This window comes from Burkholderia sp. 10_S31, from assembly GCF_056930375.1.
The window spans coordinates 150,469-174,211 of sequence record NZ_JBXOWK010000003.1; the positions used below are offsets into that span (position 1 = coordinate 150,469).

Below are 23,743 nucleotides of genomic sequence, written 5' to 3' on the forward strand. Positions count from 1 at the left end.
GTCAGCCTCCGATGAACGCTTCGCGGAAGGCGTCGATGGCGACGCGCAGCGAGAGTTGCGGTTGGTCGAGGTAGCTGACGAGCTTGCTGATCTGATGATCGTTTTGCGCATGGGCGTCGATCCACTCGGGATCGTCGATGTCGATGTTGTGGGCGGCGTAGGTCTGCGGGTCGACGACGCTCAGCAGCGTCTTCGACGACGCGCCGTTGAAGCCGATGATCAGCCGTTCGCGCTCGGCGATCGTGCCGATGAAGATCGCGAGCTCGAAGTCGGCCTGCGCGACGAACGGTGCGATCAGTTCGAGCCAGAATGCGGCGACGAGGCTGCGATAGAACGGATCGACCGGCAGCGGCAGCGTGAGGCCGCGCTCGATGTGCGACGAACCGCTCTGCATCACGGGCCGCAGGAGCGAGCCGAGCGCGAGCATCGCGCCGCGCAGCCGGACCGGATGGCCGCTTTCGAGCAGCATCTGCTGCAGGCCGTACAGCGACTGGTGTTCGATGAAGTCGTTGAAGGTGCCGTCATGCGACGTGCCGGGGCCGCCGACGTCGATCGGCACCTGCGTGTCGCCGAGCGCCTGCAGCGCGCCGGGCGGCTCCTCCTTCGCGAGCAGCGGCGGCATCTGCGCGGCGACGCGCGACCACAGCCGCGCGAATGCGAGCGGGCTGCGCGCGAGGAACGCGAGCGGCCGGTCGACTTCCAGCGCGGTCGCGCCGAGGAACGGGAAGCGGCGCATCGACACGTCGTGGCTCGCGACCATGTGGCCCGCGATCGCGAGCTTGCTGCGCGAGCCGAGGAACGCGAAATGCATCGGCTTCGCATCCTCGTAGACGATCTTCCAGCGCGGATCTTCCGCGAGCAGTTCGAGCGCCTGCGCGATCCAGCGATCGAGCGTCTGCAGCAACTGCGGATTGTGCGGGCTCTTCACGAAGTCGCCGCGCGACGGAATCTTGCCGAAGTAGGCGATCTGTGCCTGAACGGTTTGCGTCATTGCGCCCCCTGTGCGTTCGTTGCGGTGGCGGCCGCGACGGCCTGTGCGGCCGCCGGCGCGCCCGTGCCGGCCTGCGTCGCGTTCTGCGCGGCGCCCGCGCTCGCGTCGGCGACCGACGACGGCAGCTGCAGGCCGCGCAGGCTCTGCTGCTGCGGCTGGTCGCCGCCGCCGCTGGTCGGCTGCGACGTGCTGATGATGCGCATCGTCACCGACACGTTCACGCTGCCCTGGACCCATGTGAGATCGAAGGTGCCGTCCGGGCGGCGCTTGCGCTGCGCGGAGTTGATCAGCTTCTCGAGACCGTAGCGGCCCGGCTCGTTGACGAGCTGCACCGTGCGGCCGTCGAAGGTCGTCGCGGACAGCGTCGCGCCCGGCGAACCCTGCGGGTTCGGCCACACGAAGTTGGTCCACTGCGGCGGCGTGTTGCGGTAGCGCAGCTGCTGGCCGTCGATCGCGATCGTGTATTCCGTCGTGCCCGTGCTCGGCTGCGGCAGGATCTGGAACACGGTCTGCGGCTCGGACGCCGCGGCCGCGCCGCCTGCGGCGCCGCCGGCGAGCGGGGCGACCCAGCGCGCGAAGCCGTTCGTGAAGTCGGGCGTGAGGCCGATGCCCATGTCGCCCCACGTGCGGGCCGCGAGCGTGTCGCCGCGACGCACCGCGAGCGGGCCCAGCGTCGTGCCGACGAACTTCGCGATCGCACCGTCCGGACCGAACACCTGCGCGATTTCACCGGCGCCGGCCTCGACCTTCGCATTCGCGGCGAACGGGTACTTCGTCGCGAGCGAGTTCTGGAACGGCTGGTAGACCTGCGCGTTCCACACCTTGTTGACTTCGGCGCTGGCCGGCTGGATCACCACCGAGAACGCCTGCATCAGCGGGCGCACCAGCAGCGGGCGCAGCGACTTGCGTTGCGAATCGGTGAGGCCGGTCAGCATCTGCTCGTCGACGAACTTCAGCGAATCGGCGAGTTCCGAGCCGTTGCCGTCGAGCGTCTGCTGCATCAGCTGGCGCGCGCCGGGGCCGGGGTCGCCCTGGTTCTTGATCACGTTGAAGCGCGTGCGGACCTTCGACAGCGACTCCATATAACCCTTGAGCATCGACGTGCCGTCGTGCGTCGCGACGATCCGCGCGAGCCCGATGAACTCCTGGCCGATCGGACCCATCGGCACCTCGGCCGGATTACCGTTGATGTCGATGTTCGCGGCTGCCATCTGGCCGGCCGGCGAGCGCGTGAACAGTTGCTTGACCCAGTTCACGACACCCGTCTGCGCCTTCTTGATCGTCACGTTCGCGAGCGACGGGTTGTCCCACGACGTCTGGTCGTACGCGGTCTCGAGGATCTTGCGGATCGGCGAATCCTGCGGGTCGCCGAGGCGGTTCATCCCGTCGACGGCCTGGCCGAAGCTGCTGAAACCCTGCACCGCGATGCCCTGCATGAACTTCTGCCAGTGCTGCGCGTATTCGGTCTTGTACATGCCGACGAGCGTCTTCTGGATCTGCTCGGGGCTGCCTTCCAGCGTCAGGTCGTCCTGCGTCGACGTGTTCAGCACCCAGTCCTTCGCCTGCAGCTCCTTGGTCGCCGCGTCGCGGATCGCCGGCTGCACGTAGTCGAACCACGCTTCACGCGTGAACGTGCCCGGAATCGCATAGCTGCCGGCGACCAGGCCCTGGTTGCCGTCGCCGACGATGCGTGCGATGGTCATCGGCGCGAAGCGGGTCGACGCGCGGGCCTTGATTTCCTCGTAGACACGCTGGCGGGCCGGCATGCCGCGCACGACGCGGCGCAGGTTCTCGCGGGTCTGGTCGACCAGTGCGAGGTTCGCGTCGATCATCGGCCAGTCGTCGTCGTTCACGCGCGACAGATAGAACGAGATCATGCGCTCGGCGCTCTTGATCATCTCGTCGCGCGGCATGTTGCCGCGATTCGTCTCGAGCCAGCCGCGCCAGAAGCGTGCGAGCTGGTCGGTCAGGTGCGCCTGTTCGACGTGACGCTTGTCGGACAGCATCAGGTAGGTCTTCAGCGCGTTGTACGCGTCCTGCACGTTGGTCGGCGACGCGTCGCTGTACAGCCCGCCCTGCGGTGCGGCCGGCTGCTGCTGCGGCGCCGCGGCCGTCGCGGCGGATGCGCCTTGCGCGGCGCCGGCCAACGGTGCGGCGCCCGGCGGGTTCGTCGAGACCGGCAGCGTGCCGCCCTGCACGGCACCCGATTCGGGCGGGCGCGTCATCGGCACGAGCTGTTCGGGGTGCGCGTTCACGTCCTTCATGAACGACGCGAGGTTCTGCGAGACCGGTGCCAGCAGGATCTGGCGCACGCCGTTGTAGTACTCGGTCAGCAGGTGCTGCTCGAGACGGTCGCCCTGGTACAGGCCGAGCGACACCGACACCGGCTTGTCGCGGCGGAACTGCTCGAGCTGTTCGATCCGGTCTTCGAGAATGTCCATCGCCTGCAGGCGCGACTGCAGGTCGTTGCGGCCCTGCTGCAGGCGCGTGACGTTGTCGAGGTCGGCCTGCACGTTCGCGACGAGCTGCTGGTTGCCGATCGTCGACCAGGTCCAGCCGCCGAGCGCCAGCGCGAGCGCCGCGACGAAGCCGAAGAAGGTCGCGTAGCGCAGCCGGGTCTTGGTCGGGCTCGCGAACTGACGTACGGTCTGGCGGTCGGCGAAGATCACCTTCGAGAACAGGTCGCGCAGGAAGAAGCCGTTCTTCGAGAACGCGCTGTGCGGTTTCGGCAGCGCACTCGCGTCGAGGCCGAAGCGGTGCGCGATGCGCTGCGCGGCCGCGCTGTTGGTTTCGCCTTCCTGCAGTGCGCTGGTGAAATAGAAGCCGCGGAAGATCGGCTTGTACTGGAACGGGTTGTTCTCGAACAGCGTCGCGAGGAATGCGCGCAGCGACGGCTTGATCGTCGAGAATTCGAGCGGGAAGCTCAGCTGACCCGGCGACAGCTGGTTGCCGCGCGACAGCGACAGCTGCGCGACGCTGATCTCCTTCAGCCCTTCGTAGAGTTCCTCGAAGTGCGTGTCGAACTGTGCCACGACATCGCGCTTGTCGTCGGGCTCGTAGGGCAGGGTGGCGCCCCACACGCGGTCGTATTCGTGCTTGTCGCTGCTGCTGAAGAATTCGGTGAAGCCGGTGATCAGGTCGGCCTTCGTGAACATCACGTAGACCGGCGCGAACACCTCGAGCTTCTCCGTCAGCTCCTGAACGCGCTGGCGGAGGTTTTTCGCGAGATTGATCGCGAATTCGGGGCGGTTGCCGGTGAGTTCGGCGATGCTCGCGGTGACGATGATGCCGTTGATCGGTGCCTTCGGACGGTAGCGCTTCAGCAGGCCGAGAAAGCCGAGCCATTCGCTGCGGTCTTCCTCGTGCACCGAGTAGCGGCCGGCCGTATCGAGCAGGATCCCTTCGGTCGTGAAGAACCAGTCGCAGTTGCGCGTGCCGCCGATGCCGTGGATCACGGCGCTGTTCTTGTCCGCGAACGGAAACTGCAGGCCCGAGTTCAGCACGGCGCTGCTCTTGCCCGCGGCCGGGTTGCCGATCACGATGTACCACGGCAGTTCGTACAGCGCGGAGCCGCCCGACACCTGGCCGATCTTCGACGTCTTGATCGTCTTCACCGCATCCGACAGGCGCGTGCGCAGCACGTCGAGGTCGGCGGTCTTCGTGTCGGGCGCGAGCGCGGCCGCGGCCGGCGCGGCGATCTTGCCGGTTTCCGCCTGCTCTTCCAGCACCTGGCCGAGCTGCTGGTTCGCGCGCTTCACTCGCCAGCGGCGCCACAACGCGACGCCGAGCCACAGCACGAGGATCGCCGCGAAGGCGACCGCCGCCCACAGGAGCGGCAACTGCAGCATGTCGGCGACGATGAAGAGAATCGCCGCTAGCGCGACGATCCCGACAATCGAGAGCGTACGCGGATGAGTCAGCACGTTGAGGATGCGTTGCATAGGACGTTCAGGTTCCGGGGCGATTCAGTGAGGCGACGCAGGCGCGCCGAGCGGCAAGAGTGGCGCTGCGATGTGTCGCCATGCTGTCAAACGGGATGAAGGGGGCTGGCATCAATGCGCCCGCGGCATCGGAGAAGGCGCGCGCAATAATGAAAGGACGCTGTGAGAATTAAAACGGAAGCGGCGGCCTGAAAAAATCGCGCAACGGAATGCCCGATCGATTGCGCCGCCCAAATCGTTTCCTGCCGGGTGATTAAAAAGCCCCATGCCGCCCTCATTATTTCTTGTCCGGCAGCCCTGACTAGCTGCCGCGTCCCAGTTTAAAACCGGGTTTATGGTATTCCACGTGCCCGAGATCCATCATTTTCCATCGGCCTCCCCAGGTCAGGCCGACCTGCTCGGCAACCTGTCCGTACAACTGGTAGCCGCGCATCGCCCAGGGATCTTTCTCGGAAATGACCAGCTTGCCGTCGCGCAGAAACGCGTTGTCGGCCGCCAACCCGAACTGGTGATAACTCTGGAAAGCCGCCGCATTGGTCACATTGGTGCCCATCTGCGCGAGCCGGTTCTGCCGTTCCGGACTCCGATAACCTTCCAGCAGCGCCATTTCGTAACCATATTGTTCGTGCATGATCTTATAGACCAGCAGCAAACGCGTACGGAAATCGGGATCCAGCAGGTTCCAGTCGCGGCTCGCATCCTTGAGCGCCGGCCGCACCTGTTCGACTTCCTTCGTGGCAAAGACTTCCGGCGGCAACGGTGGCGGCGGCACGAGTTGTTCGCCTTGCAGCAGCGCAGCGATCTTCTCGTCGGGCACGCGCGCCGTGTCGTCGTATTGAAACAATTGCCGACCGCGTAACGCAATGGCCACCAATGGCGGCGTCGCAAGAATACCTGCCGACACCATAATCATCAAGCGTCGCCGAATCAGTAAATTTTGCACATCACTTAATGCGCCGCGCGTAACGGTTGCCGATTTAACAATTTGACTTCGCGTGCGTGCGGCGCGATCGTTCGCACGGCGCGTCAGGCGGCCGTGAAACTGGGCGACGGTTTCGAAAACGGTCGCCCGGATACCCGGTAAAAGCAACAGTGCCGCAACCGCGACGGCAAGGGCGAAATAGGCGACGAGTGCGACGGCAATCAATGAAATCCCCGGAAATTGGAATTGATTGTGTTTTGCAATGCTTGCTCTTAGAATCAGGCTGCTTTGAGAGGCCGGGCTATATTATCGCGGTGAATTAAACCAGGATTCAATGAGACGCTGAATGAGTGCGCCGGAAAATTCAAATTCGAAAACCCCGCCCAGCCTGTTGTCCGATACCAAACCGGCAGGCGAGGGTGGACCTCAGCAGTCGCGCATTCTCGCGAATCTGGAAGGACGTGTCACGCCGCCAGCCGAAGCGCCGCGCCGTTCGCTGAAGGGGCCGATCGCGGCCGTCGTCGCGCTGGTGGTCGCCGTCGGCGGCTGGGGCGCCTGGCGCTGGCAGCAGCAATCGGGCGAGCAGGCCGTCGTGGCCGCTGCGCCCGCGCAGGCACCCGCGAAAGCCGAGGCAGCCAGCGGCGCCGCCGTGCAGGTCGCGCAGAATGCAGCGTCGGCCACGCCCGCCGCGCAACCGGCGACGATCGTCAATGACGATGCGGCATCCCAGACCGTTGCGTCCGCATCGGGTGCGGACAGCAGCCGCTTGTCGCGCGCGCTCGCGAACGGTGCCGACGATGCATCGGGCGCAGCCACGGCAGGCGCCGTTGCCGCGACGGCCGCCGCAGCAGCGGCGACGAAAACGGCGAAGGCCGATACCGCGAAGGGCGACAAGGTCGCCGCACGCAGCAAGACCGATGCGAAGGCGGAAGCGAAGGCGGAAGCCCGCAAGTCTCATAAGGAACAGCAGGCGGAGCTCGCGCAGGCGAAGAAGCGTCGCGATGCGACGACCCGCACCGCGAGCGGGAAGGCGTCCGGGAAGGACGATCCGGATGCGGACCTGCTCGCCGCGCTCGTCGCACGTACGAAGCCGGCCGACAAGAAGGCCGCCGCGCAGAAGGGGCAAGTCGTGCCGACCAAGACGGCCGCCACGACGGGCGGTTCGCTCGCATCGCGCGTGAAGGATTGCTCGGAACGCGGCTTCTTCGAGGATCAGCTGTGCCGCTGGCGCGTCTGCGACGGCCACTGGGGCAAGGATCCGGCATGCCCGACCGCCGCGCAGTCGGAGACGCGGCAGTAATCGACGGCTTCACGCCGACCCGCTCGTCGCACATGCGCCGCCCATCCGGGCGGCGCGTTGCTTTTGGGGCCGTGTGGCGCACGGACGGCCGCATGTGACAGTGTCACGAGAGCGACACATGCGTCGGGCATACGTTTCCTTTCATTTCCCGGCGCGGCGCGCGCCGCACGACCTTCGACACGATGGACCTGATCGTACAGACTTACGGCGCCGATACGTCCGGCATGGTGTGCGGATTCCGCTTCATCCCGGGCGGATCGGGCGCGATGCTCGATGCCGACGCGGCCGCCGCGTGGCTGCGCGCGTGCCGCGAGCGCGAGGCGGCCGCATCGGACGATTTCGTCTGGCTGCACTTCAATCTCGCGCACGGCGCGAGCGAGCGCTGGATGCGCACGCACCTCGGCTTGCCCGACAGCTTCTTCGAGTTCCTGCACGAAGGGTCGCGCTCGACGCGCATCGAGCAGGAGGACGGTGCGTTGCGCGCGATCGTCAACGACGTGATGTTCAACCTCGAACTGACGCCGTCGGAAATCGCGACGCTGTTCGTTCACGTCGAGCGACGCATCATGGTCACCGCGCGGCTCAAGCCGCTGCGCTCGGTCGACACGCTGCGCGCCTGCGTGCGCGACGGCGAGCGGTTCCGGTCGCCGGCCGAATTGCTCGTGCACCTGCTGCGCGACCAGGCCGACCTGCTGATCCAGATCATGCGGCGCACGAGTGTCGACGTCGATCGCATCGAGGATCGCTTCCTGTCGCAGCGGCTCACGTCGAACCGCATCGAGCTCGGTGCGATGCGCCGCACGCTGACGCGGCTGCAGCGCATGCTGGCACCCGAGCCCGGGTCGATCTTCCGGCTGCTCGCGAAGCCGCCCGCGTGGCTGCATCCCGAAGACGTGCAGGAGCTGCGCGAGTCGACCGAAGAGTTCTCGCTGGTGCTGGCCGACCTGTCGGGGCTCAACGAGCGGATCAAGCTGTTGCAGGAAGAGATCGGCTCGCGGCTCGACGAGCAGAACAACCGGACGCTCTTCACGCTGACGCTCGTGACCGTGATCGCACTGCCGATCAACATCGTCGCGGGTTTCTTCGGGATGAACGTCGGCGGCGTGCCGTTCTCCGAGAACAAGCACGGCTTCTGGCTGATGGTGCTGCTGGTCGCGGGCTTCACCGCGCTTGCCGCGTGGTGGGCGTTTCGCCGGCGCGACGATCGCTAGCCATGCCTTTGCGGATGCTGCGCGAACGGCAAAAAAACAGGCCCCGCATGCGAGGCCTGCCGAAGGACGTGAAGGTTTGAACACCGGCCGGCGCCGCGTACCGCACGGCACCGGCCGGCCGGACCCTGTTACTGAACCAGCGTCTTGCGCGGCTTGAACATGCCCTGGTAGCGCAGCGACGGACGTTCCTTCACCGTCGGCGCGATGCCGCCGAAGCTCGGCGTCTGGCGCAGCTTCATCGCGGCCGGCGAAGCGACCGAGCCGATCGACGTCGAACGCGAAGCCGGGGCGAGGTTGTTCGCGACGAGCAGCGCGGCCTCGCTCTTCAGGTTCGCGAGCAGCACCGGATCGGTCGAGCTGTTGACCTGCGTGAGCAGGCCGCTCCACGCGGCGTCGCTGTAGTTCACGACGTAGTAGTCGAGACCGCTCGGATCCGCGACCACCCCCGTGCAGCCGTCGATCCGCGTCTGCGCCTGCGTATCCTTCAGCGCGAGCGTCGTGTGTTTCGCGAGACCCTGGCCGTACGCGAGCGTGATCGGTACCGTCCACTGCAGGCCCGGATACGCGTTCGTGTTCGGGAACGGCTGCTGTTTCAGCGTGACGACGGTCTGGTTCTTCGTCATGTCGCACTGCGTGTCGAGCGAGATCAGCGGCACGCCCGTCTGGCGCACGTAGCTGTCGCCGATCGGGCCGACCGGCTGGCCGCTCGCCTTCGACAGCGCGTCCCACAGACGCTTCGGCGTGCCGTTGCCGAACGAGTAGTCGACCAGGTACTGCTGCAGGCCGTGGCGCAGCGTCTGCTCGCCGAGATAGTTCTCGAGCGTCTTCAGCACATGGCCGCCCTTGTCGTACGTGAACGCGCTCGCGCTCAGCACGAAGTCGTTCGACGCCCAGTCGTTGAAGTTCGGCGCGACCGGGAACGCGTTCGGGCCGATGTCGCGATTGATCACGCGGTACTTGTTCTTCACCTGGTCGAGCCAGCTGAACTCGTCAGGGAAGAACTGGATCGTCGTCTTCGTCTCGAAGAACGTCGCGAACGACTCGTTGAGCCAGACGTTGTCCCACCAGTCGGTCGTGACGAGGTCTCCGAACCACTGGTGCGCGACTTCGTGCGTCAGCACCTCGTTACCGTAACGCGACATCGGCTGGCCTGGCTGCGGCAGGATGTCGTCCGCGAATTCGAGGATCGATCCCCAGTTCTCCATCCCGCCGAAGTTCAGGTCCTTCTGCTCCTTGAACGCGTCGTTCGCGGCGACCGTATCGAATTTCGTGAGCGGCAGCGGAATGCCCGTGTAGCGGTAGTAGAAGTCGAGCGCCTGCTTGGTGCGGTCCATCGCCGGCTTCGCCCAGTCGCTCATGCCCGGTGGCGTGAACACGCGCAGGTGCAGGCCGCCCTTGCTGCCCGGCAGCGGGCTCGAGAAATCGTCCTCGTAGGTGTCGAACATGCCGCCGCCGAAGAACAGCAGGTACGACGGCATTGGCGGCGTCTTCTCGAACTGCACGAGCTTGTAGCCGCCGCCGACGTTGGTCGACGGCTTCTCGGCCGCGTTCGATACGACGCGCCAGTTCTGCGGCACTTCGGCCGTCACTTCATAGGTCGGACGGAACGCCGGCTCGTCCCAGCCCGGGAACCACTGGCGCGCCAGGTTGGTTTCGCCCTGCGTGAGGATCGCGCCGCTCGTCGTGCCGTCGGTGCTCTTCAGGTCGACGCGGAACACGCCTTCGGCGGCCGAGCAGCCCGGATACGGATCGTCGCCGCAGCTGCCGCCGGTGTGGTTGACCGGATCGTCGTACGACTTGAAGTTGATGATGCCCGACCATTCCATGTGCAGCGAATAGTTGCCCGGCGAGATCGTGCCGGCCACCGGGCGCAGCTGGTAGAAGTCGCCCTTGTCCTGCGGCGTCGCGATCAGCTGGATGTTGCCCGGCTGCAGCGTGATGCGGCCGTTCGTGAACTTGATCCGGTGACCGGCGATCACGATATTGTTGACCGGTTTCAGCACCTTGATTTCGACATCGGCGCGCCCGTCGAACGCGTTCAGCGCGTCGTTCGGGCGGAACCACAGGCGGTAGTTGACCGGTACCACGGTGTCCGGCAGTTCGACAGGCGACACGCTCTTGTCGACGTTGGACGCGCTCGGCGGCGTGTTGGCGGCGGGCGACGAGCTCGAATGCGGCGCGCCGGCGGAACTGAGTGCGGAAGCCGAGCCCATGCCGCCGTCGTCGCCGCCGCACCCGGCGAGTGCGAGTGCGGCAACCAGCGGCAGATAACGCATCTTGTGAATGTTGATCGACATGACTGAAACCTCGATTGTTGAAAGAGTCGTTCAGTGCTGCGAAAACGCCGGCAAAAGCAATCCCTCGCCGTTAATCAATAGCGACGAGAAATGCAAGTGACGGATTATTCGAAAAGACGGCTGGCCGACTACGTGAAGGTAATCATGGTTTACTGCCCCCTCTGTGTTTCCGGATGTCGGTTAACTTGCCGGTTCAAAATGGCCGGGCGCGTGTTGTACTGAATTGATTTCGCGCGCACGACACGGGGCCGCCCGCCCTGCGCGGGCGTGCATTCCCTTTGAACCGACGACCCACGGGGCTGGCCGTACCAGGCCGCAGGACGGAAGGACGGCGTGTCGCCGTTCCGTAAAATCGCCGTCATGCGGCATCAAGGTTTGTCGGCCTGCTCGAAGGATGCGTAAATATACTTGATGGTTTTGGGTAAAGGAAACGAAAAAATTAGAAAATGATTCGATTGGGTTTTTCGTGTGACAGTGAATGCCGGAAGGCATTAATTCACTTTCCGTTTAGCTGTTCATTTCCGTAGTTTTAATCTATTAACGATCTTGGCGATGCGCGAAAACTACGAATCAGGGTGTCGCGACGCGCGCTCGGTACAATGCATCGACGACTTGTCGATCGATTGCCGCAAGGAGGCCAGCCCATGCCACGAGCCCTGTTTCGTATCGCGCCGCTGCGCGCGATGCTGCTGCTGTTCGCCGCCGTGCTTATGCTCGGCGGTTGCGCGGGCCTGATGCGCGAGCCCGTGAGCGTGTCCGTCGCCGGGCTCGACCCGCTGGCCGGACAGGGCCTCGAGATGCGCTTCAGCCTGAAGCTGCGCGTGCAGAACCCGAACGACACGCCGATCGAATACGACGGCATTTCGGTCGCGCTCGAGTTGAACGGCACGCCGTTCGCGAGCGGCGTCAGCGATCGCTCGGGCGTCGTGCCGCGCTTCGGCGAGGCCGTGATCGACGTGCCCGTTTCGGTATCGGCGTTCGCCGCCGCGCGGCAGGCGTGGAACCTGCCCGGCGCGGCGGCCAGCGGCGAGTTGCCGTACGCGTTGCGTGGCCGGCTCGCGGGTGGCGCGCTCGGCACCGTGCATTTTCGCGATGTGGGCACGTTGCGCATGCCGGCGACGCCGGGGTGGGGCGGGTAGACGATGCCTGCGCGATGCCGGATGCCAGGCTGGATGATGCGGCGCGATCGCAACGCCGTCTGACGATTCCTGACGATCGAATTTCGCGTGTCTTACGTCTTGCGTTGCAATCGCGTTTAGACTGCCTCGGTCCGGAGGGCCGGACGACTTTTCCGAGAGGGTCATCATGGCAGCGAAATTCGTCATCAAGAAAGCGAGCGACGGGCAGTTCCTGTTCCACCTGAAGGCCGCCAACGGCGAGATCATTCTGCGCAGCGAGCTGTACAAGACCAGGGCGTCGGCGGAAAACGGCGTCGCGTCGGTGCGCAAGAACGCGCCGGACGACGCGCGCTACGAGCGCAAGACCGCGACCAACGGCCAGTTCATGTTCAACCTGAAGGCCGGCAACCACGAGATCATCGGCACGAGCGAGCTGTACCAGGCCGAAGCGGGCCGCGAGAACGGCATCGCGTCGGTGAAGCAGAACGCGCCGGACGCGGCGCTCGACGACCAGAGCTGACACGCCGCGAGCATCCCCCGCGTGTGGCGGCCAGGGCGGTCGCCCGCGCTTTGCCGCGTGGGCAAAGCGCGGTATGGTGTGGTCCGCGCGGCGCACTCCCGTAGTGCCGCCTGTCTGAAGCCAACCGTAGCCGAGCTCGCGTGACCGATTTCCCCGTTTTCCACTGGACCGACGCCGACGGCGCCGAACATGCCGTGCGCTGGCGCTCCGAAGCCGGCGTGCAGCCGCCCAAGCGTGCCGTGCCCGCCGACGACCGTCTCACCGCCGACGCGGCGTATCGCCTCGCGTGCGAGGGCACGGCACTCGTCTGGCAGGGCGACTTCCAGAATGCGCGCCAGCTCGTGCAGGCGATGGCGCGCCGCGTCGAACGCAAACCGAAGAAGGTGAAGGCCGCGGTGGGCGTCGACGCATTCAACCTGCACCGTCTCGCGCAATCGCAGCGCGCCCGTACGCTCGGAATGCTGCTGATCCCGCTCGATGCCGACTACACGATCCCGCTGCGCCGCGCGCCCGACGTGCGCGCAGCGTGCGAGGAAGCGTACGGGCCGGGCGGCACGCCGTCGGTCGTGTCGCTGCGCGAACTGCTCGGCCTCGTCGGCGCGCACGAATGGCGCAAGAAGGGCGTACCGATTCCGGCGCTCGGCGGCGCGCCGATCCATCCGCATTACGGCGTGTTCTCGCCGGTGCGCGGCGAATATGTCGAACTCGTCGCGCGCGCGCCGCTGCCGGCGACGTCGCTCGCGTTCGACATCGGTACGGGCACCGGCGTGCTGGCGGCCGTGCTCGCATCACGCGGCGTCGAGCGCATCGTCGCGACCGACCAGGATCCGCGTGCGCTCGCATGCGCACGCGAGAACGTCGCGCGGCTCGGCCATGCCGATCGCGTCGACGTCGTCGAAGCCGACCTGTTTCCGGCCGGCCGCGCGCCGCTCGTCGTCTGCAACCCGCCGTGGGTGCCGGCGCGTCCGAGCGCGCCGATCGAATACGCGGTCTACGATCCCGACAGCCGCATGCTGCGCGGTTTCCTCGCCGGGCTTGCCGACCATCTCGAACCGGGCGGCGAAGGCTGGCTGATCCTGTCCGATTTCGCCGAGCATCTCGGCCTGCGGCCGCGCGACACGCTGCTGCAATGGATCGAGGAAGCCGGTCTCGTCGTGCTCGGCCGCGAAGACATCCGTCCCGCGCACCCGAAGTCGGCCGACGCTGACGATCCGCTGCACGCGGCCCGCCGCGCCGAGGTCACGTCGCTCTGGCGACTCGGCGCGCGGGCCTGATCGCGCATTTTCGGTAAACTGTCGCCATTCCTCACGAATTCCCGTCGCCGGGCCGTGGTCGACCGACCGTGGCCCGGCGCCGTTTCACGATGTCGAACAAGACCTACGAAATCCGTCCGGAGCAGTCCGTCGAGCTGCTGAAGGAACTGCACATCCTGACCCGCGACGGCAAGCTGAACCAGGACAGCCGCCGCAAGCTGAAGCAGGTCTATCACCTGTTCCAGTTCATCGAGCCGCTGCTCGCGAGCGTGCAGGCCGACAAGGGCGGCGTGACGCTCGTCGATCACGGCGCCGGCAAGTCGTATCTCGGCTTCATCCTGTACGACCTGTTCTTCAAGCAGCAGCCGGGGCACGGCACGCCCGCGTTCGCGTCGCACGTGTACGGGATCGAGACGCGCGAGGAGCTCGTCACGCGCTCCACCGAACTCGCCGCGCGACTCGGGTTCGGCGGGATGTCGTTCCTGAACCTGTCGGTCGCCGATTCGATCACGTCGCCGAAGCTGCCCGAAACGGTCGATGTCGTGACCGCGCTGCATGCATGCGACACGGCGACCGACGACGCGATCCGCTTCGCGCTCGCGAAGCGCGCGCAGCACATCGTGCTGGTGCCGTGCTGCCAGGCGGAAGTCGCGGGCGTACTGCGCAAGAACAAGGGCAAGTCGCTCGCGAATGCGTTGGCGGAAGTGTGGCGGCATCCGCTGCACACGCGCGAATTCGGCAGCCAGATCACCAACGTGCTGCGCTGCCTGCAACTCGAGGCCCACGGCTACCAGGTCAGCGTGACCGAGCTGGTCGGCTGGGAGCATTCGATGAAGAACGAGCTGATCATCGCGCAGTACAAGAACCTGCCGCGCCGCAAGCCTGGCGAGCGGCTGAACGAGATCCTCGGGATGTTCGGGCTCGCCGAACTCAACGAGCGCTTCTTCGTGCCGGCGCCCGCGGCGGCCGGCGCGGCCGTCGAGCCTGCTGCGGACTGAGGCAGATTGAGGCCGATTGAGGTCGACTGACGCGCGGCGGGTCCGCCGCGCGGTAGCCGGCCGTTGCGCGACGCGTCAGACGTCGTCGCCGGGCCGGCGCATCCATTCACGCCAGCCGTCGTGGCCGAGGCGGCGCAGCGTTTCCTGGTTTTTCTCGTAGATCGCGGACGCGTCCGGAAACGCGTCGACCGCGCGCGCGATGCTGTCCTCGCGCAGCAGGTGCAGGATCGGATACGGTGCGCGGTTCGTGTAGTTCTCGATGTCGTCGGCTTCGCTGCCTTCGAACCGGTACTCGGGATGGAAGCTCGCGATCTGTAGCACGCCGTCGAGCCGTAGCTGTCGCACGAGCCGATCGGCGAAGAACAGCGCATCGTTGTAGTCGACGAAATCCGCGAACACGCGCGGATAGATCACGAGCGTCGTGTCGACCTGCTGCGGATCCGCCGCCTCGAGCGCGCGCAGTTCGGTTTCGAGGTCGGCGAGCGCGTCCTCGAGCGTCGTCGCTTCGCTGATCGCATAGCGCACCTGTTCCTTCACGTAGACGCTCTTCGCGAACGGGCACAGATTGAGCCCGATCACCGCGCGCGCGAGCCAGTGCCGCGTGGCGGCGAGGATGTCGTCGTGCGAGTCGGAGCGGGTATCGGTCATGGCAGAGGCAATCGGGCAAAGCGACAGCGAGGGCCGCATTGTAGCCGGAGCGGATCCGCCCGGTTCGGGCAGGCGCCGCCCGTCACGCACAGGCGGCTTCGATCAGCTGCGTGACCAGCGCGGGCGCGGTGCCGATCGGCGTTTCGCCGTGCCGGTAGGTCTGGCTGGCTGCGTAGATGCCTTCGATCACGAGCGCGAGCCCATTGGCGAGCGCTTTCGGCTGCCGTGCACCGGCGCCTTCGCACAACGCGACGAGCCGCTTCATCAACTGTTCCTTGTTCTGCGCGACGCGCTCGCGCGCCGGGTGCGACGTATCCGGGAATTCGGCCGCGACGTTGACGAACGGGCAGCCGCGATAGTCCTTCTGCGTCGCGCGCTCCGCGAGATCGACGAAATACTGGATCAACTGCGCTTTCGGCTGGCCCGGGTGCTTCGCGACGCTCGAATCGAAACGCTCGAAGAAGCACGCATCCATTCGCTCCAGATACGCGAGGATCAGTTCGTCCTTCGACGAGAACTGGCGGTACAGGCTCATCTTGTTGACGCCGGCGAGTTCCACGACCGCCTCGACACCGACCGCGCGCACCCCTTCCTTGTAAAACAGCTCCTCGGCGGCGCGCAGCAGGTGCTCCTGCGCGGCGGCCGCGGCGATCGGCCGGCGCGTGCGCCGTGCCGGCGCCTTGTTGGCGGCCTCGATGCCCGACATGATGACCCTCGACTGCGTGATGAATTGCTTGACATGTTACCGACTGGTCACTACGATCGCAACACACTTGTGACCGATCGGTAACAATGCCGTCCGGATCGACAGACAAATGCCAGGTGTCGGCCCGGGTCAGCCGATGCAGCGTGCGGCGGAGGTGGCCTGGTGGTGAGGCGGGGCAGGCACGCGGGCGCCGGGCCGCCAACTGGAGAGCGACAACATGAACTGGGCAGTGACACGAATCGGCGGGCGCTTCCACTACGGATGGCTCGCGGCGGCGGTGGTTTTCCTGATCCTGCTGGCGGCGGCCGGCACGCGCGCGACACCGAGCGTGCTGATGGTGCCGCTCGAGCGTGAGCTCGGCTGGAGCCGCGCGGCGATTTCGCTGGCAATCTCGGTGAACATCGCACTGTACGGGTTGACGGGCCCGTTCGCGGCTGCGGCGATGCAGCGCTTCGGGCTGCGGCCGACGATCCTGACCGCGCTGGTGACGATGAGCGTGGGCGTCGCGCTGTCGTCGATGATGACGCAGAGCTGGCAGATGGTTGTGATCTGGGGCCTGATGGTCGGCTGTTCGACCGGCGTTGTCGCCTTGACGCTGTCCGCGACCTTCGTCACGCGCTGGTTCCATGCGCGGCGCGGCCTCGTGATGGGCATCCTGACCGCGAGCACGGCCACCGGCCAGCTCGTGTTCCTGCCGATGCTCGCGGCGATCGCGCAGCGCCACGGCTGGCGGCCGGTCGTGCTGGTCGTCGCGGTGGCTGCCGCGATCGTGATTCCGCTGGTCGCATTCCTGCTGCCCGAGCGGCCGGCCGACGTGAAGCTGCGCCCGTACGGCGAGCCGGCCGATGCCCCGCCCGCGCCTGCGGCGACGAAGGAGAATCCGCTCGCGGTCGCGTTCCGCACGCTGCTGACGGCGAGCCGCTCGCGCGATTTCTGGCTGCTGTTCTTCAGCTTCTTCATCTGCGGCGCGAGCACCAACGGCTATGTCGGCACGCACCTGATCGCGATGTGCAGCGACTACGGGATGACCGAAGTGCAGGGCGCGTCGCTGCTTGCCGCGATGGGCGTGTTCGACCTGTTCGGCACGACGCTGTCGGGCTGGCTGTCCGACCGCTACGACAACCGCGTGCTGCTGTTCTGGTACTACGGGCTGCGCGGCCTGTCGCTGATCTACCTGCCGCATGCGTTCGGCATCGATTTCTTCGGGCTGCCGCTGTTCGCGATGTTCTACGGGCTCGACTGGATTGCGACCGTGCCGCCGACCGTGCGGCTCGCCACCGACGTGTTCGGCAAAGCCGCGGCGCCGGTCGTGTTCGGCTGGATCGTCGCCGGCCACCAGCTCGGCGCGGCATTCGCGGCGCTCGGCGCGGGGCTGCTGCGTGCGAGCCTCGGCACCTACACGATCGCGTCGATGATCTCGGGCGGGCTCTGCATCGTCGGTGCGCTGATCGTGCTGCGGATCAACCGCGGCCCGTCTCGCGCGGCTGCGCAGGCGGCCTGAATGCGGCGCTCCGGCCGGCCCGTGCGCGGGGCGGCCGATCAATGCAGGATCGCTGATTTGCATTGCGCGGGATGATCGGGCGCGTGGCGGCTCAAGCGGTTATGCTTGCGGTTCGCCGGGCGTTCGCGCCCCTTCATCGATGTCAGCGAGGAACCGCATGTCCGTCAAACCTGCTCCCACCACTGTTTCGATTCACGACCTGATCGCGGGCCGCTGGAGCCCGCGCGCGTATTCGGACGAGCCGATCGGCGCCGCCGATCTGCACGCGGTGCTCGAAGCCGCGCGCTGGGCACCGTCCGCGTACAACGCGCAGCCGTGGCGCTTCATCGTGTTCGATCGCGCGCAGGACGAAGCAGCGTTCAAGCGCGCATTCGCGACGCTGGTGCCATTCAACCAGGGCTGGAACGCGCCGGCGCCGGTGCTGATCGCAGTCACCGCGCACACGCTCACGCCGAAGGGCGAGCCGGCGCCGACCGCGCTGTACGACGCGGGCGCGGCCGCGATGTCGCTGGTACTGCAGGCGCATGCGCTGGGACTTGCCGCGCACCAGATGAGCGGTTTCGACGCGAAGGCGTTCCGCGATGCATTCGAGATTCCGGCAGACGTCGCCATTCCGGCAATCATCTCGCTTGGCCACTACGGCAACGTCGACAAGCTCGATCCGGTGCTGCGCGACCGCGAAAAGGCGCCGCGCACGCGCCATGCGCTCGGCGAGGTCGTGTATGCAGGCGCCTGGAAGAAGGGTTTCGACGCAGCAGCCTGATTCCCCGGGCGGGCAGGCATGGGGCGAGCACCTTGCCTGCGCCAGTTGCCGGCGTGCTGCAAGCGCGCGACGGGGATGCGTCGAGCACCCCGTTCGCACCTGTCGCCGGCGCGCCGCAGGTGCGCCTGATCGCCGCCCTGTGCTGGTTGCACGGTACTGGTGGCCGGCCCCGGTTGTGATCCGGCGGGCTTCATGTTACAAAGCCCGTCCTTTCCGTTTTCGCGCCGGCCATGCTGCGGCACCTTCCCATGACTTACTGCGCGATCGATTTCGGCACGTCCAATTCCGCCGTGGCGCTGCCCGACGGCGGCGGCATGCGCCTCGCGCCCGTCGAGGGCGACCACCTGACGCTCCCCACCGCGATCTTCTTCAATAACGACGAGGAGACGGTCGAATTCGGCCGCGCGGCGCTTGCGTCCTATATCGACGGTTTCGACGGCCGGCTGATGCGCTCGATGAAGAGCATCCTCGGCTCGCCGCTCGCGGAAACCACGACCGATCTCGGCGATGGCAGCGCGATGGCGTACACGGAGATCATCGCGCGCTTCCTGACGCACCTGAAGCGCAAGGCCGAAGCGCGCGCGGGCGCGCCGATCGGCCGCGCGGTGCTCGGCCGGCCGGTGTTCTTCGTCGACGACGATCCGCGCGCCGACCGCCTCGCGCAGGATCAGCTCGAAGCGGCCGCGCAGTCGGTCGGCTTCGCGGACGTGCATTTCCAGTACGAGCCGATCGCGGCCGCGTTCGACTACGAGTCGCGCCAGCCGGCCGAACGGCTCGTGCTAGTCGCCGACATCGGCGGCGGTACGTCGGACTTTTCGCTGGTGCGTGTCGGGCCGGAGCGGATGGCGCGCCTCGAGCGCAAGGACGACGTGCTCGCGCACCACGGCGTGCACGTCGCGGGCACCGATTACGACCGCCGCGTCGAGCTGGCGGCAATCCTGCCGGCGTTCGGATATCGCTCGCTCGATCCCGAAGGGCGCGAACTGCCGAACCGTATCTACTTCGACCTGGCGACCTGGCACCTGATCAACACGGTCTACACGCCGAAGCGGCTGGGCGAACTGAAGCTGATGAAGCACCTGTACCAGGACGTGCGGCAGTACGACCGGCTGACGCGCGTGGTCGAGCAGCGGCTCGGACATGCGCTGATGGCGCGTGCGGAAGAGGCGAAGATCGGCGTTGCGGCGGGCGGGGAGACGATGATCGACCTGAACGACGTGGAAGAGGATCTGCAGATCGCGTTCGACGCCGAACGTCTTGTCGGTGCGAGCGTCGACGACACCGCGCGTATCGTCGACGCCGCGCGCGAAACCGTGCGGATTGCGGGCGTCGCGCCGCGCGACGTCGGCGCGCTGTATTTCACCGGCGGCTCGACCGGGCTCGCATTCCTGTCGGGTGCGCTCGCCGGCGCGTTTCCGGACGCGCAGCCGGTGTTCGGCGACCGTCTCGCGAGTGTCGCGACGGGGCTCGGCATCCACGCGCAACGGCTGTTCGGCTGAGCGGGTGCAAAAATCCAACACGGCCGATGGCCGCTCGGATTATCGGCGGCAGCATGATCCGCGCGCCGCAAAACAAAAAGCCCCGCCGAAGCGGGGCTTTTTTACACGAAATATCGCGCCGAACTTAGACCGGACGGATGTTCGCAGCTTGCAGACCCTTCGGGCCCGTCTTCACTTCGAATTCAACCTTCTGGTTTTCTTGCAGCGTCTTGAAGCCTTCGACGCGGATTTCCGAGAAGTGCGCGAACAGATCGTCGCCGCCGCCTTCCGGGGTGATGAAGCCGAAGCCCTTTGCGTCATTGAACCACTTGACGGTACCGGTTGCCATGTTACTTGTTCCTAAAAAGATAAAACGGGGCCGAGGCCCATGGGTGCGGAAAATCAAGGAAGGGGGTAATAGGACCAACCGGAGTACCGTTGATGGGCGAACTACGAAAGAACCAATTCACTCGCCGCTTGAAATCCTGCAACGTTGTTTATACGGCTTATCGCTCCCGCGGTCAACCGGATTTCCATTCACTCAGGGTTATTGCGGGGTTCAGGTTTACAAACCTTGCAAATGACGCGAATTTTTTGTAGAGGCTGGATGATTTTGGCGCCAACTTGCAGGTGCAACCCGTTAAACTACGCGCCGCGTGGACGGGTTGCCCCGATCGGGTGATCCGTCCCCCCAAAATGGCGTGCGCGCTGCTGTCCGAGCCGATCCCGGACCGCGGGCCGACCACGCTTTTTGAGACACAGGAGAGGATGTGAAGAGTTCTATTCAACGGAACATCGGCCCGTTTGCACTGATGTTGACGGGGCTGGGTTCAATTATCGGCTCGGGCTGGCTGTTCGGCGCCTGGAAGGCCGCGAAGATCGCCGGTCCGGCGGCGATTTGCGCGTGGATCATCGGTGCGGTCGTGATTCTCGCGATTGCGCTGACGTACGCTGAACTGGGCGCGATGTTCCCCGAGTCGGGCGGCATGGTGCGCTACGCGCGCTACTCGCACGGTTCGCTGGTGGGCTTCATCAGCGCGTGGGCGAACTGGATCGCGATCGTATCGGTGATTCCGATCGAGGCGGAAGCGTCGATCCAGTACATGAGCACGTGGCCGTATCCGTGGGCGCATGCGCTGTTCGTGAACGGCGAACTGACGACACCGGGCCTGCTGCTGTCGGCCGTGCTGGTCGTCATCTACTTCATGCTGAACTACTGGGGTGTCAAGGCCTTCGCGCGTGCGAACACCGCGATCACGATCTTCAAGTTCCTGATCCCCGGCCTCACCATCCTCGGCCTGATGCTGACGAGCTTCCACCCGGACAACCTCGGCACCGCATCGAACGCGAGCTTCGCGCCGTACGGCTGGTCGGCCGTGCTGACCGCGGTCTCGACGAGCGGTATCGTGTTCGCGTTCAACGGCTTCCAGAGTCCGGTGAACCTGGCCGGCGAAGCGCGCAATCCGTCGCGCAGCGTGCCGTTCGCGGTGATCACGTCGATCCTGCTCGCACTCGTGATCTACGTGCTGCTGCAGATGGCGTACATCGGCTCGGTGAATCCGGCCGACGTTGCGAAGGGCTGGGCGCACTTCAACTTCTCGTCGCCGTTCGCGGAACTCGCGATCGCACTGAACCTGAACTGGCTGGCGATCCTGCTGTATGTCGACGCGTTCATCAGCCCGAGCGGCACCGGTACGACTTACATGGCGACGACCACCCGGATGATCTACGCGATGGAGCGCAACAACACGATGCCGAAGATGTTCGGCAACGTGCACCCGATCTACGGTGTGCCGCGCCAGGCGATGTGGTTCAACCTGCTCGTGTCGTTCATCTTCCTGTTCTTCTTCCGTGGCTGGAGCTCGCTCGCGGCGGTGATCTCGGTTGCGACGGTTATCTCGTACCTGACCGGCCCGATCAGCCTGATGGCGCTGCGCCGCGCGGCGACCGACATCGAGCGTCCGCTGTCGATTCCGCTGATGAAGCTGATCGCACCGTTCGCGTTCGTCTGCGCGTCGCTGATCCTGTACTGGGCGAAGTGGCCGCTGACCGGCGAAATCATCCTGCTGATGATCGTCGCGCTGCCGGTGTACTTCTTCTTCCAGGCCAAGGCTGGCTGGACCGGCTGGGGCGCTGACCTGAAGGCCGCATGGTGGCTGGTCGCGTACCTGCCGACGATGGCCGTGCTGTCGCTGATCGGCAGCAAGGAGTTCGGCGGTCATGGTCTTCTGCCGTACGGCTGGGACATGCTGATCGTTGGGGGGATTTCGCTGGTGTTCTACTTCTGGGGCGTGAACACGGGCTACCGGACCAAGTATCTCGACGAGCGCGAGTCGCACGACGAGATCCTCGAAGGGGTCGGTGCCTGACGCCTGATCTGCCACCGGAATCGGCGGTGGCGGAAAGTGCAGGAAAAAGCCCGCCCGAGCGATGCTCGGGCGGGCTTTTCGTTTGTGGTCGCCGGTTGTGCCGCGCGACTCAGGCGGCCGCGCTCGCGAATACGTAGTTCGTCATCGCGAGCACGCGTTGATACGTGCCGAGCGACTGGATGCCCAGCCGGTAATCGTCGTCGGCCGCACCGAGCGCGGTGAACACCGGCAGCAGGTGTTCGTCGGTCGGGTGCATCAGTACCGCGTGCGGCGCCTGCCGGCGATAGTCGAGTAGTGCATCCACATCGCGTGCGGCAAGCTTCGCCTCGAACCAGTCGGTGAACTCCGCGACGCGCGGGTCCGCATCCTCGGGCGCCGCACCGAAATCGGCTTCGCGCAGGTTGTGCGTGATCTGGCCCGAGCCAATCACCATCACGCCTTCGTCGCGCAGCGGCCGCAGCGCGCGGCCGAGCGCGAAGTGATGGGCGGCGTCCGCGCGCGGCTGGATCGATAGCTGCGCGACCGGTACGTCCGCCTCCGGAAACATCAGCAGCATCGGCACCCACGCGCCATGGTCAAGGCCGTGCTCGGTCGTGGCGGTCGCGATGCCGGCTGCGTTCAGCAGCGTGGCCGCCCGTTCGGCGACCTCGGGCGCGCCGGGTGCCGGATAGCGGATCTCGTACAGCGCGCGCGGGAAGCCATGGAAGTCATGGATCGTTTCCGGCTGTGCGGCCACGCTCGCGACCGGCTGCTGCGTGCCCCAGTGCGCGGACAGCATCAGCACCGCGCGCGGGCGCGGCAATTCGGCACCGAGGTATGTGAATGCGCCGGATGGCAGCGTCGGGTCGATCGGCAGCGTCGGCGCGCCGTGGGACAGGTAAAGCGAGGGCAAGCGGTTCATGGTGGGAGCCGGCAAAAAGGGTTTGCATGTGACTATAGGCGCGCACCACGCATTGATAAACCCGCGGAGTGGAATTTGATTGAATCTCGCCGGTTGATAATGTGACCGATTCCGCAGGCATGAGAGCAGGCGGGGCCTGATGGGCTCGATCGAGCCGGAAGGCGGCCGAATCGGCGGAGATGCGTGAAGAACGGTGCGCAAGCGCCGCGTCGGGCAGCTTACTGTGCGGGCCGGATGCCGGCCCACGGCGGCGTCATCGGCGCACTGAGCGCGAACAGGTCGAGCACGCGCGTGACGGTCTGGTCGACGAGTTCCTCGATCGTCTTCGGCATTGCGTAGAACGCGGGTAGCGGCGGAAACACGATGCCGCCCATTTCGGTCACGGCGGTCATGTTGCGCAGATGCGCGAGGTTGAACGGCGTTTCGCGCACCATCAACACGAGACGGCGGCGTTCCTTCAGCGTGACGTCGGCTGCGCGCGTGATCAGGTTGTCCGACAGCCCGTGTGCGACGCTCGCAAGCGTCTTCATCGAGCAGGGTGCGATCACCATCCCGTCGGTCGCGAACGAACCCGATGCGATCGTTGCGCCGACATCGCGCACCGAATGCACGACATCCGCACGGCTTTCGACCTCGGCCTTCGACAGCTTCAGTTCATGCTGGATATTGAGCCAGCCGGCGTTCGAAACCAGCAGATGCGTTTCGACGCCGCCGGCGGCGCGCAGCAATTCAAGCAGCCGCACGCCGTAGACCGCGCCGGTGGCGCCGGTGATCGCGACGATCAGCCGGCGTGGCGGCGCGCTGGGAGATGCCATCGGGAAGGGGG

At 66.1% G+C, this 23,743-nt stretch carries 19 protein-coding genes; 10 read left to right on the forward strand and 9 right to left on the reverse strand.

Annotation, left to right across the window (positions count from 1 at the left end; genetic code table 11):
* Window position 1: 1 nt before the first annotated feature.
* The 3 genes from tagF to AC1Z3W_RS20700 form a co-directional block, all read right to left on the reverse strand.
* Entirely contained in the window at window positions 2–991 is a 990-nt protein-coding gene (tagF, locus tag AC1Z3W_RS20690; RefSeq protein ID WP_057924723.1) for a type VI secretion system-associated protein TagF, read from the reverse strand.
* The gene (tssM, locus tag AC1Z3W_RS20695) at window positions 988–4,932 is read right to left on the reverse strand and encodes a type VI secretion system membrane subunit TssM (protein WP_124834968.1); all 3,945 of its coding nucleotides are present in this window, start codon (window positions 4,930–4,932) and stop codon (window positions 988–990) included. Before tssM ends, tagF begins: the two co-directional genes overlap by 4 nt.
* Before the next feature lie 301 nt (window positions 4,933–5,233).
* Entirely contained in the window at window positions 5,234–6,079 is an 846-nt protein-coding gene (locus tag AC1Z3W_RS20700) for a M15 family metallopeptidase (protein ID WP_057924721.1), read from the reverse strand.
* Window positions 6,080–6,200: 121 nt separating this feature from the next.
* Between AC1Z3W_RS20700 and AC1Z3W_RS20705 the strand changes: the two genes are divergently transcribed.
* Together AC1Z3W_RS20705 and AC1Z3W_RS20710 are read left to right on the forward strand one after the other, a co-directional pair.
* A complete protein-coding gene (locus AC1Z3W_RS20705) occupies window positions 6,201–7,154 on the forward strand; it encodes a hypothetical protein (RefSeq protein ID WP_057924720.1) in 954 nt (317 codons plus the stop codon).
* Window positions 7,155–7,336: 182 nt separating this feature from the next.
* Window positions 7,337–8,365 (forward strand): transporter, encoded by a 1,029-nt coding sequence (locus AC1Z3W_RS20710; RefSeq protein WP_057924719.1) that lies wholly within the window; start codon window positions 7,337–7,339, stop codon window positions 8,363–8,365.
* Window positions 8,366–8,493: 128 nt separating this feature from the next.
* On the opposite strand, the gene AC1Z3W_RS20715 is transcribed toward AC1Z3W_RS20710, so the two are convergent.
* Window positions 8,494–10,662 carry a M1 family metallopeptidase gene (locus AC1Z3W_RS20715; RefSeq protein WP_057924718.1) on the reverse strand — a complete coding sequence of 723 codons (2,169 nt, stop codon included), beginning with the start codon at window positions 10,660–10,662 and terminating at the stop codon, window positions 8,494–8,496.
* A 644-nt stretch (window positions 10,663–11,306) separates the two neighbouring features.
* Here AC1Z3W_RS20715 and AC1Z3W_RS20720 point away from each other — a divergent pair.
* The 4 genes from AC1Z3W_RS20720 to AC1Z3W_RS20735 all read left to right on the forward strand — a co-directional run bounded on the left by AC1Z3W_RS20720 (window position 11,307) and on the right by AC1Z3W_RS20735 (window position 14,551).
* On the forward strand, window positions 11,307–11,801 hold the full coding sequence (locus AC1Z3W_RS20720) for an LEA/WHy family protein (protein ID WP_057924717.1): 495 nt from the start codon (window positions 11,307–11,309) through the stop codon (window positions 11,799–11,801).
* A 166-nt stretch (window positions 11,802–11,967) separates the two neighbouring features.
* The gene (locus tag AC1Z3W_RS20725) at window positions 11,968–12,300 is read left to right on the forward strand and encodes a YegP family protein (RefSeq protein ID WP_057924716.1); all 333 of its coding nucleotides are present in this window, start codon (window positions 11,968–11,970) and stop codon (window positions 12,298–12,300) included.
* Window positions 12,301–12,440: 140 nt separating this feature from the next.
* Window positions 12,441–13,574: a methyltransferase gene (locus AC1Z3W_RS20730; RefSeq protein WP_057924715.1), complete on the forward strand. Its 1,134-nt coding sequence runs from the start codon at window positions 12,441–12,443 to the stop codon at window positions 13,572–13,574.
* 89 nt (window positions 13,575–13,663) lie between these two features.
* Window positions 13,664–14,551 carry a class I SAM-dependent methyltransferase gene (locus AC1Z3W_RS20735; RefSeq protein WP_057924714.1) on the forward strand — a complete coding sequence of 296 codons (888 nt, stop codon included), beginning with the start codon at window positions 13,664–13,666 and terminating at the stop codon, window positions 14,549–14,551.
* A 75-nt stretch (window positions 14,552–14,626) separates the two neighbouring features.
* On the opposite strand, the gene AC1Z3W_RS20740 is transcribed toward AC1Z3W_RS20735, so the two are convergent.
* Window positions 14,627–15,199, reverse strand: a complete 573-nt coding sequence (locus AC1Z3W_RS20740; protein WP_124834961.1) for a DUF1415 domain-containing protein — start codon at window positions 15,197–15,199, stop codon at window positions 14,627–14,629.
* An 82-nt stretch (window positions 15,200–15,281) separates the two neighbouring features.
* A complete protein-coding gene (locus AC1Z3W_RS20745) occupies window positions 15,282–15,905 on the reverse strand; it encodes a TetR/AcrR family transcriptional regulator (RefSeq protein ID WP_057924712.1) in 624 nt (207 codons plus the stop codon).
* 217 nt (window positions 15,906–16,122) lie between these two features.
* Here AC1Z3W_RS20745 and AC1Z3W_RS20750 point away from each other — a divergent pair, with 217 nt between their 5' ends.
* The 3 genes from AC1Z3W_RS20750 to AC1Z3W_RS20760 all read left to right on the forward strand — a co-directional run bounded on the left by AC1Z3W_RS20750 (window position 16,123) and on the right by AC1Z3W_RS20760 (window position 19,668).
* Window positions 16,123–17,406 (forward strand): MFS transporter, encoded by a 1,284-nt coding sequence (locus AC1Z3W_RS20750; protein WP_057924711.1) that lies wholly within the window; start codon window positions 16,123–16,125, stop codon window positions 17,404–17,406.
* 157 nt (window positions 17,407–17,563) lie between these two features.
* Window positions 17,564–18,169 (forward strand): nitroreductase family protein, encoded by a 606-nt coding sequence (locus AC1Z3W_RS20755; protein ID WP_124834960.1) that lies wholly within the window; start codon window positions 17,564–17,566, stop codon window positions 18,167–18,169.
* A gap of 248 nt (window positions 18,170–18,417) precedes the next feature.
* A complete protein-coding gene (locus AC1Z3W_RS20760) occupies window positions 18,418–19,668 on the forward strand; it encodes an Hsp70 family protein (RefSeq protein ID WP_057924709.1) in 1,251 nt (416 codons plus the stop codon).
* Between the two features lie 124 nt (window positions 19,669–19,792).
* Here the strand turns inward: AC1Z3W_RS20760 and AC1Z3W_RS20765 are convergent, their stop codons facing one another.
* Window positions 19,793–19,996 (reverse strand): cold-shock protein, encoded by a 204-nt coding sequence (locus tag AC1Z3W_RS20765; protein ID WP_006477070.1) that lies wholly within the window; start codon window positions 19,994–19,996, stop codon window positions 19,793–19,795.
* A 421-nt stretch (window positions 19,997–20,417) separates the two neighbouring features.
* Here AC1Z3W_RS20765 and AC1Z3W_RS20770 point away from each other — a divergent pair, with 421 nt between their 5' ends.
* Window positions 20,418–22,016 carry an APC family permease gene (locus AC1Z3W_RS20770; RefSeq protein ID WP_057924708.1) on the forward strand — a complete coding sequence of 533 codons (1,599 nt, stop codon included), beginning with the start codon at window positions 20,418–20,420 and terminating at the stop codon, window positions 22,014–22,016.
* A 109-nt stretch (window positions 22,017–22,125) separates the two neighbouring features.
* On the opposite strand, the gene AC1Z3W_RS20775 is transcribed toward AC1Z3W_RS20770, so the two are convergent.
* Window positions 22,126–22,917 (reverse strand): DODA-type extradiol aromatic ring-opening family dioxygenase, encoded by a 792-nt coding sequence (locus AC1Z3W_RS20775; RefSeq protein WP_124834959.1) that lies wholly within the window; start codon window positions 22,915–22,917, stop codon window positions 22,126–22,128.
* A 218-nt stretch (window positions 22,918–23,135) separates the two neighbouring features.
* The gene (locus AC1Z3W_RS20780) at window positions 23,136–23,732 is read right to left on the reverse strand and encodes a UbiX family flavin prenyltransferase (RefSeq protein WP_057924706.1); all 597 of its coding nucleotides are present in this window, start codon (window positions 23,730–23,732) and stop codon (window positions 23,136–23,138) included.
* Window positions 23,733–23,743: the final 11 nt, after the last annotated feature.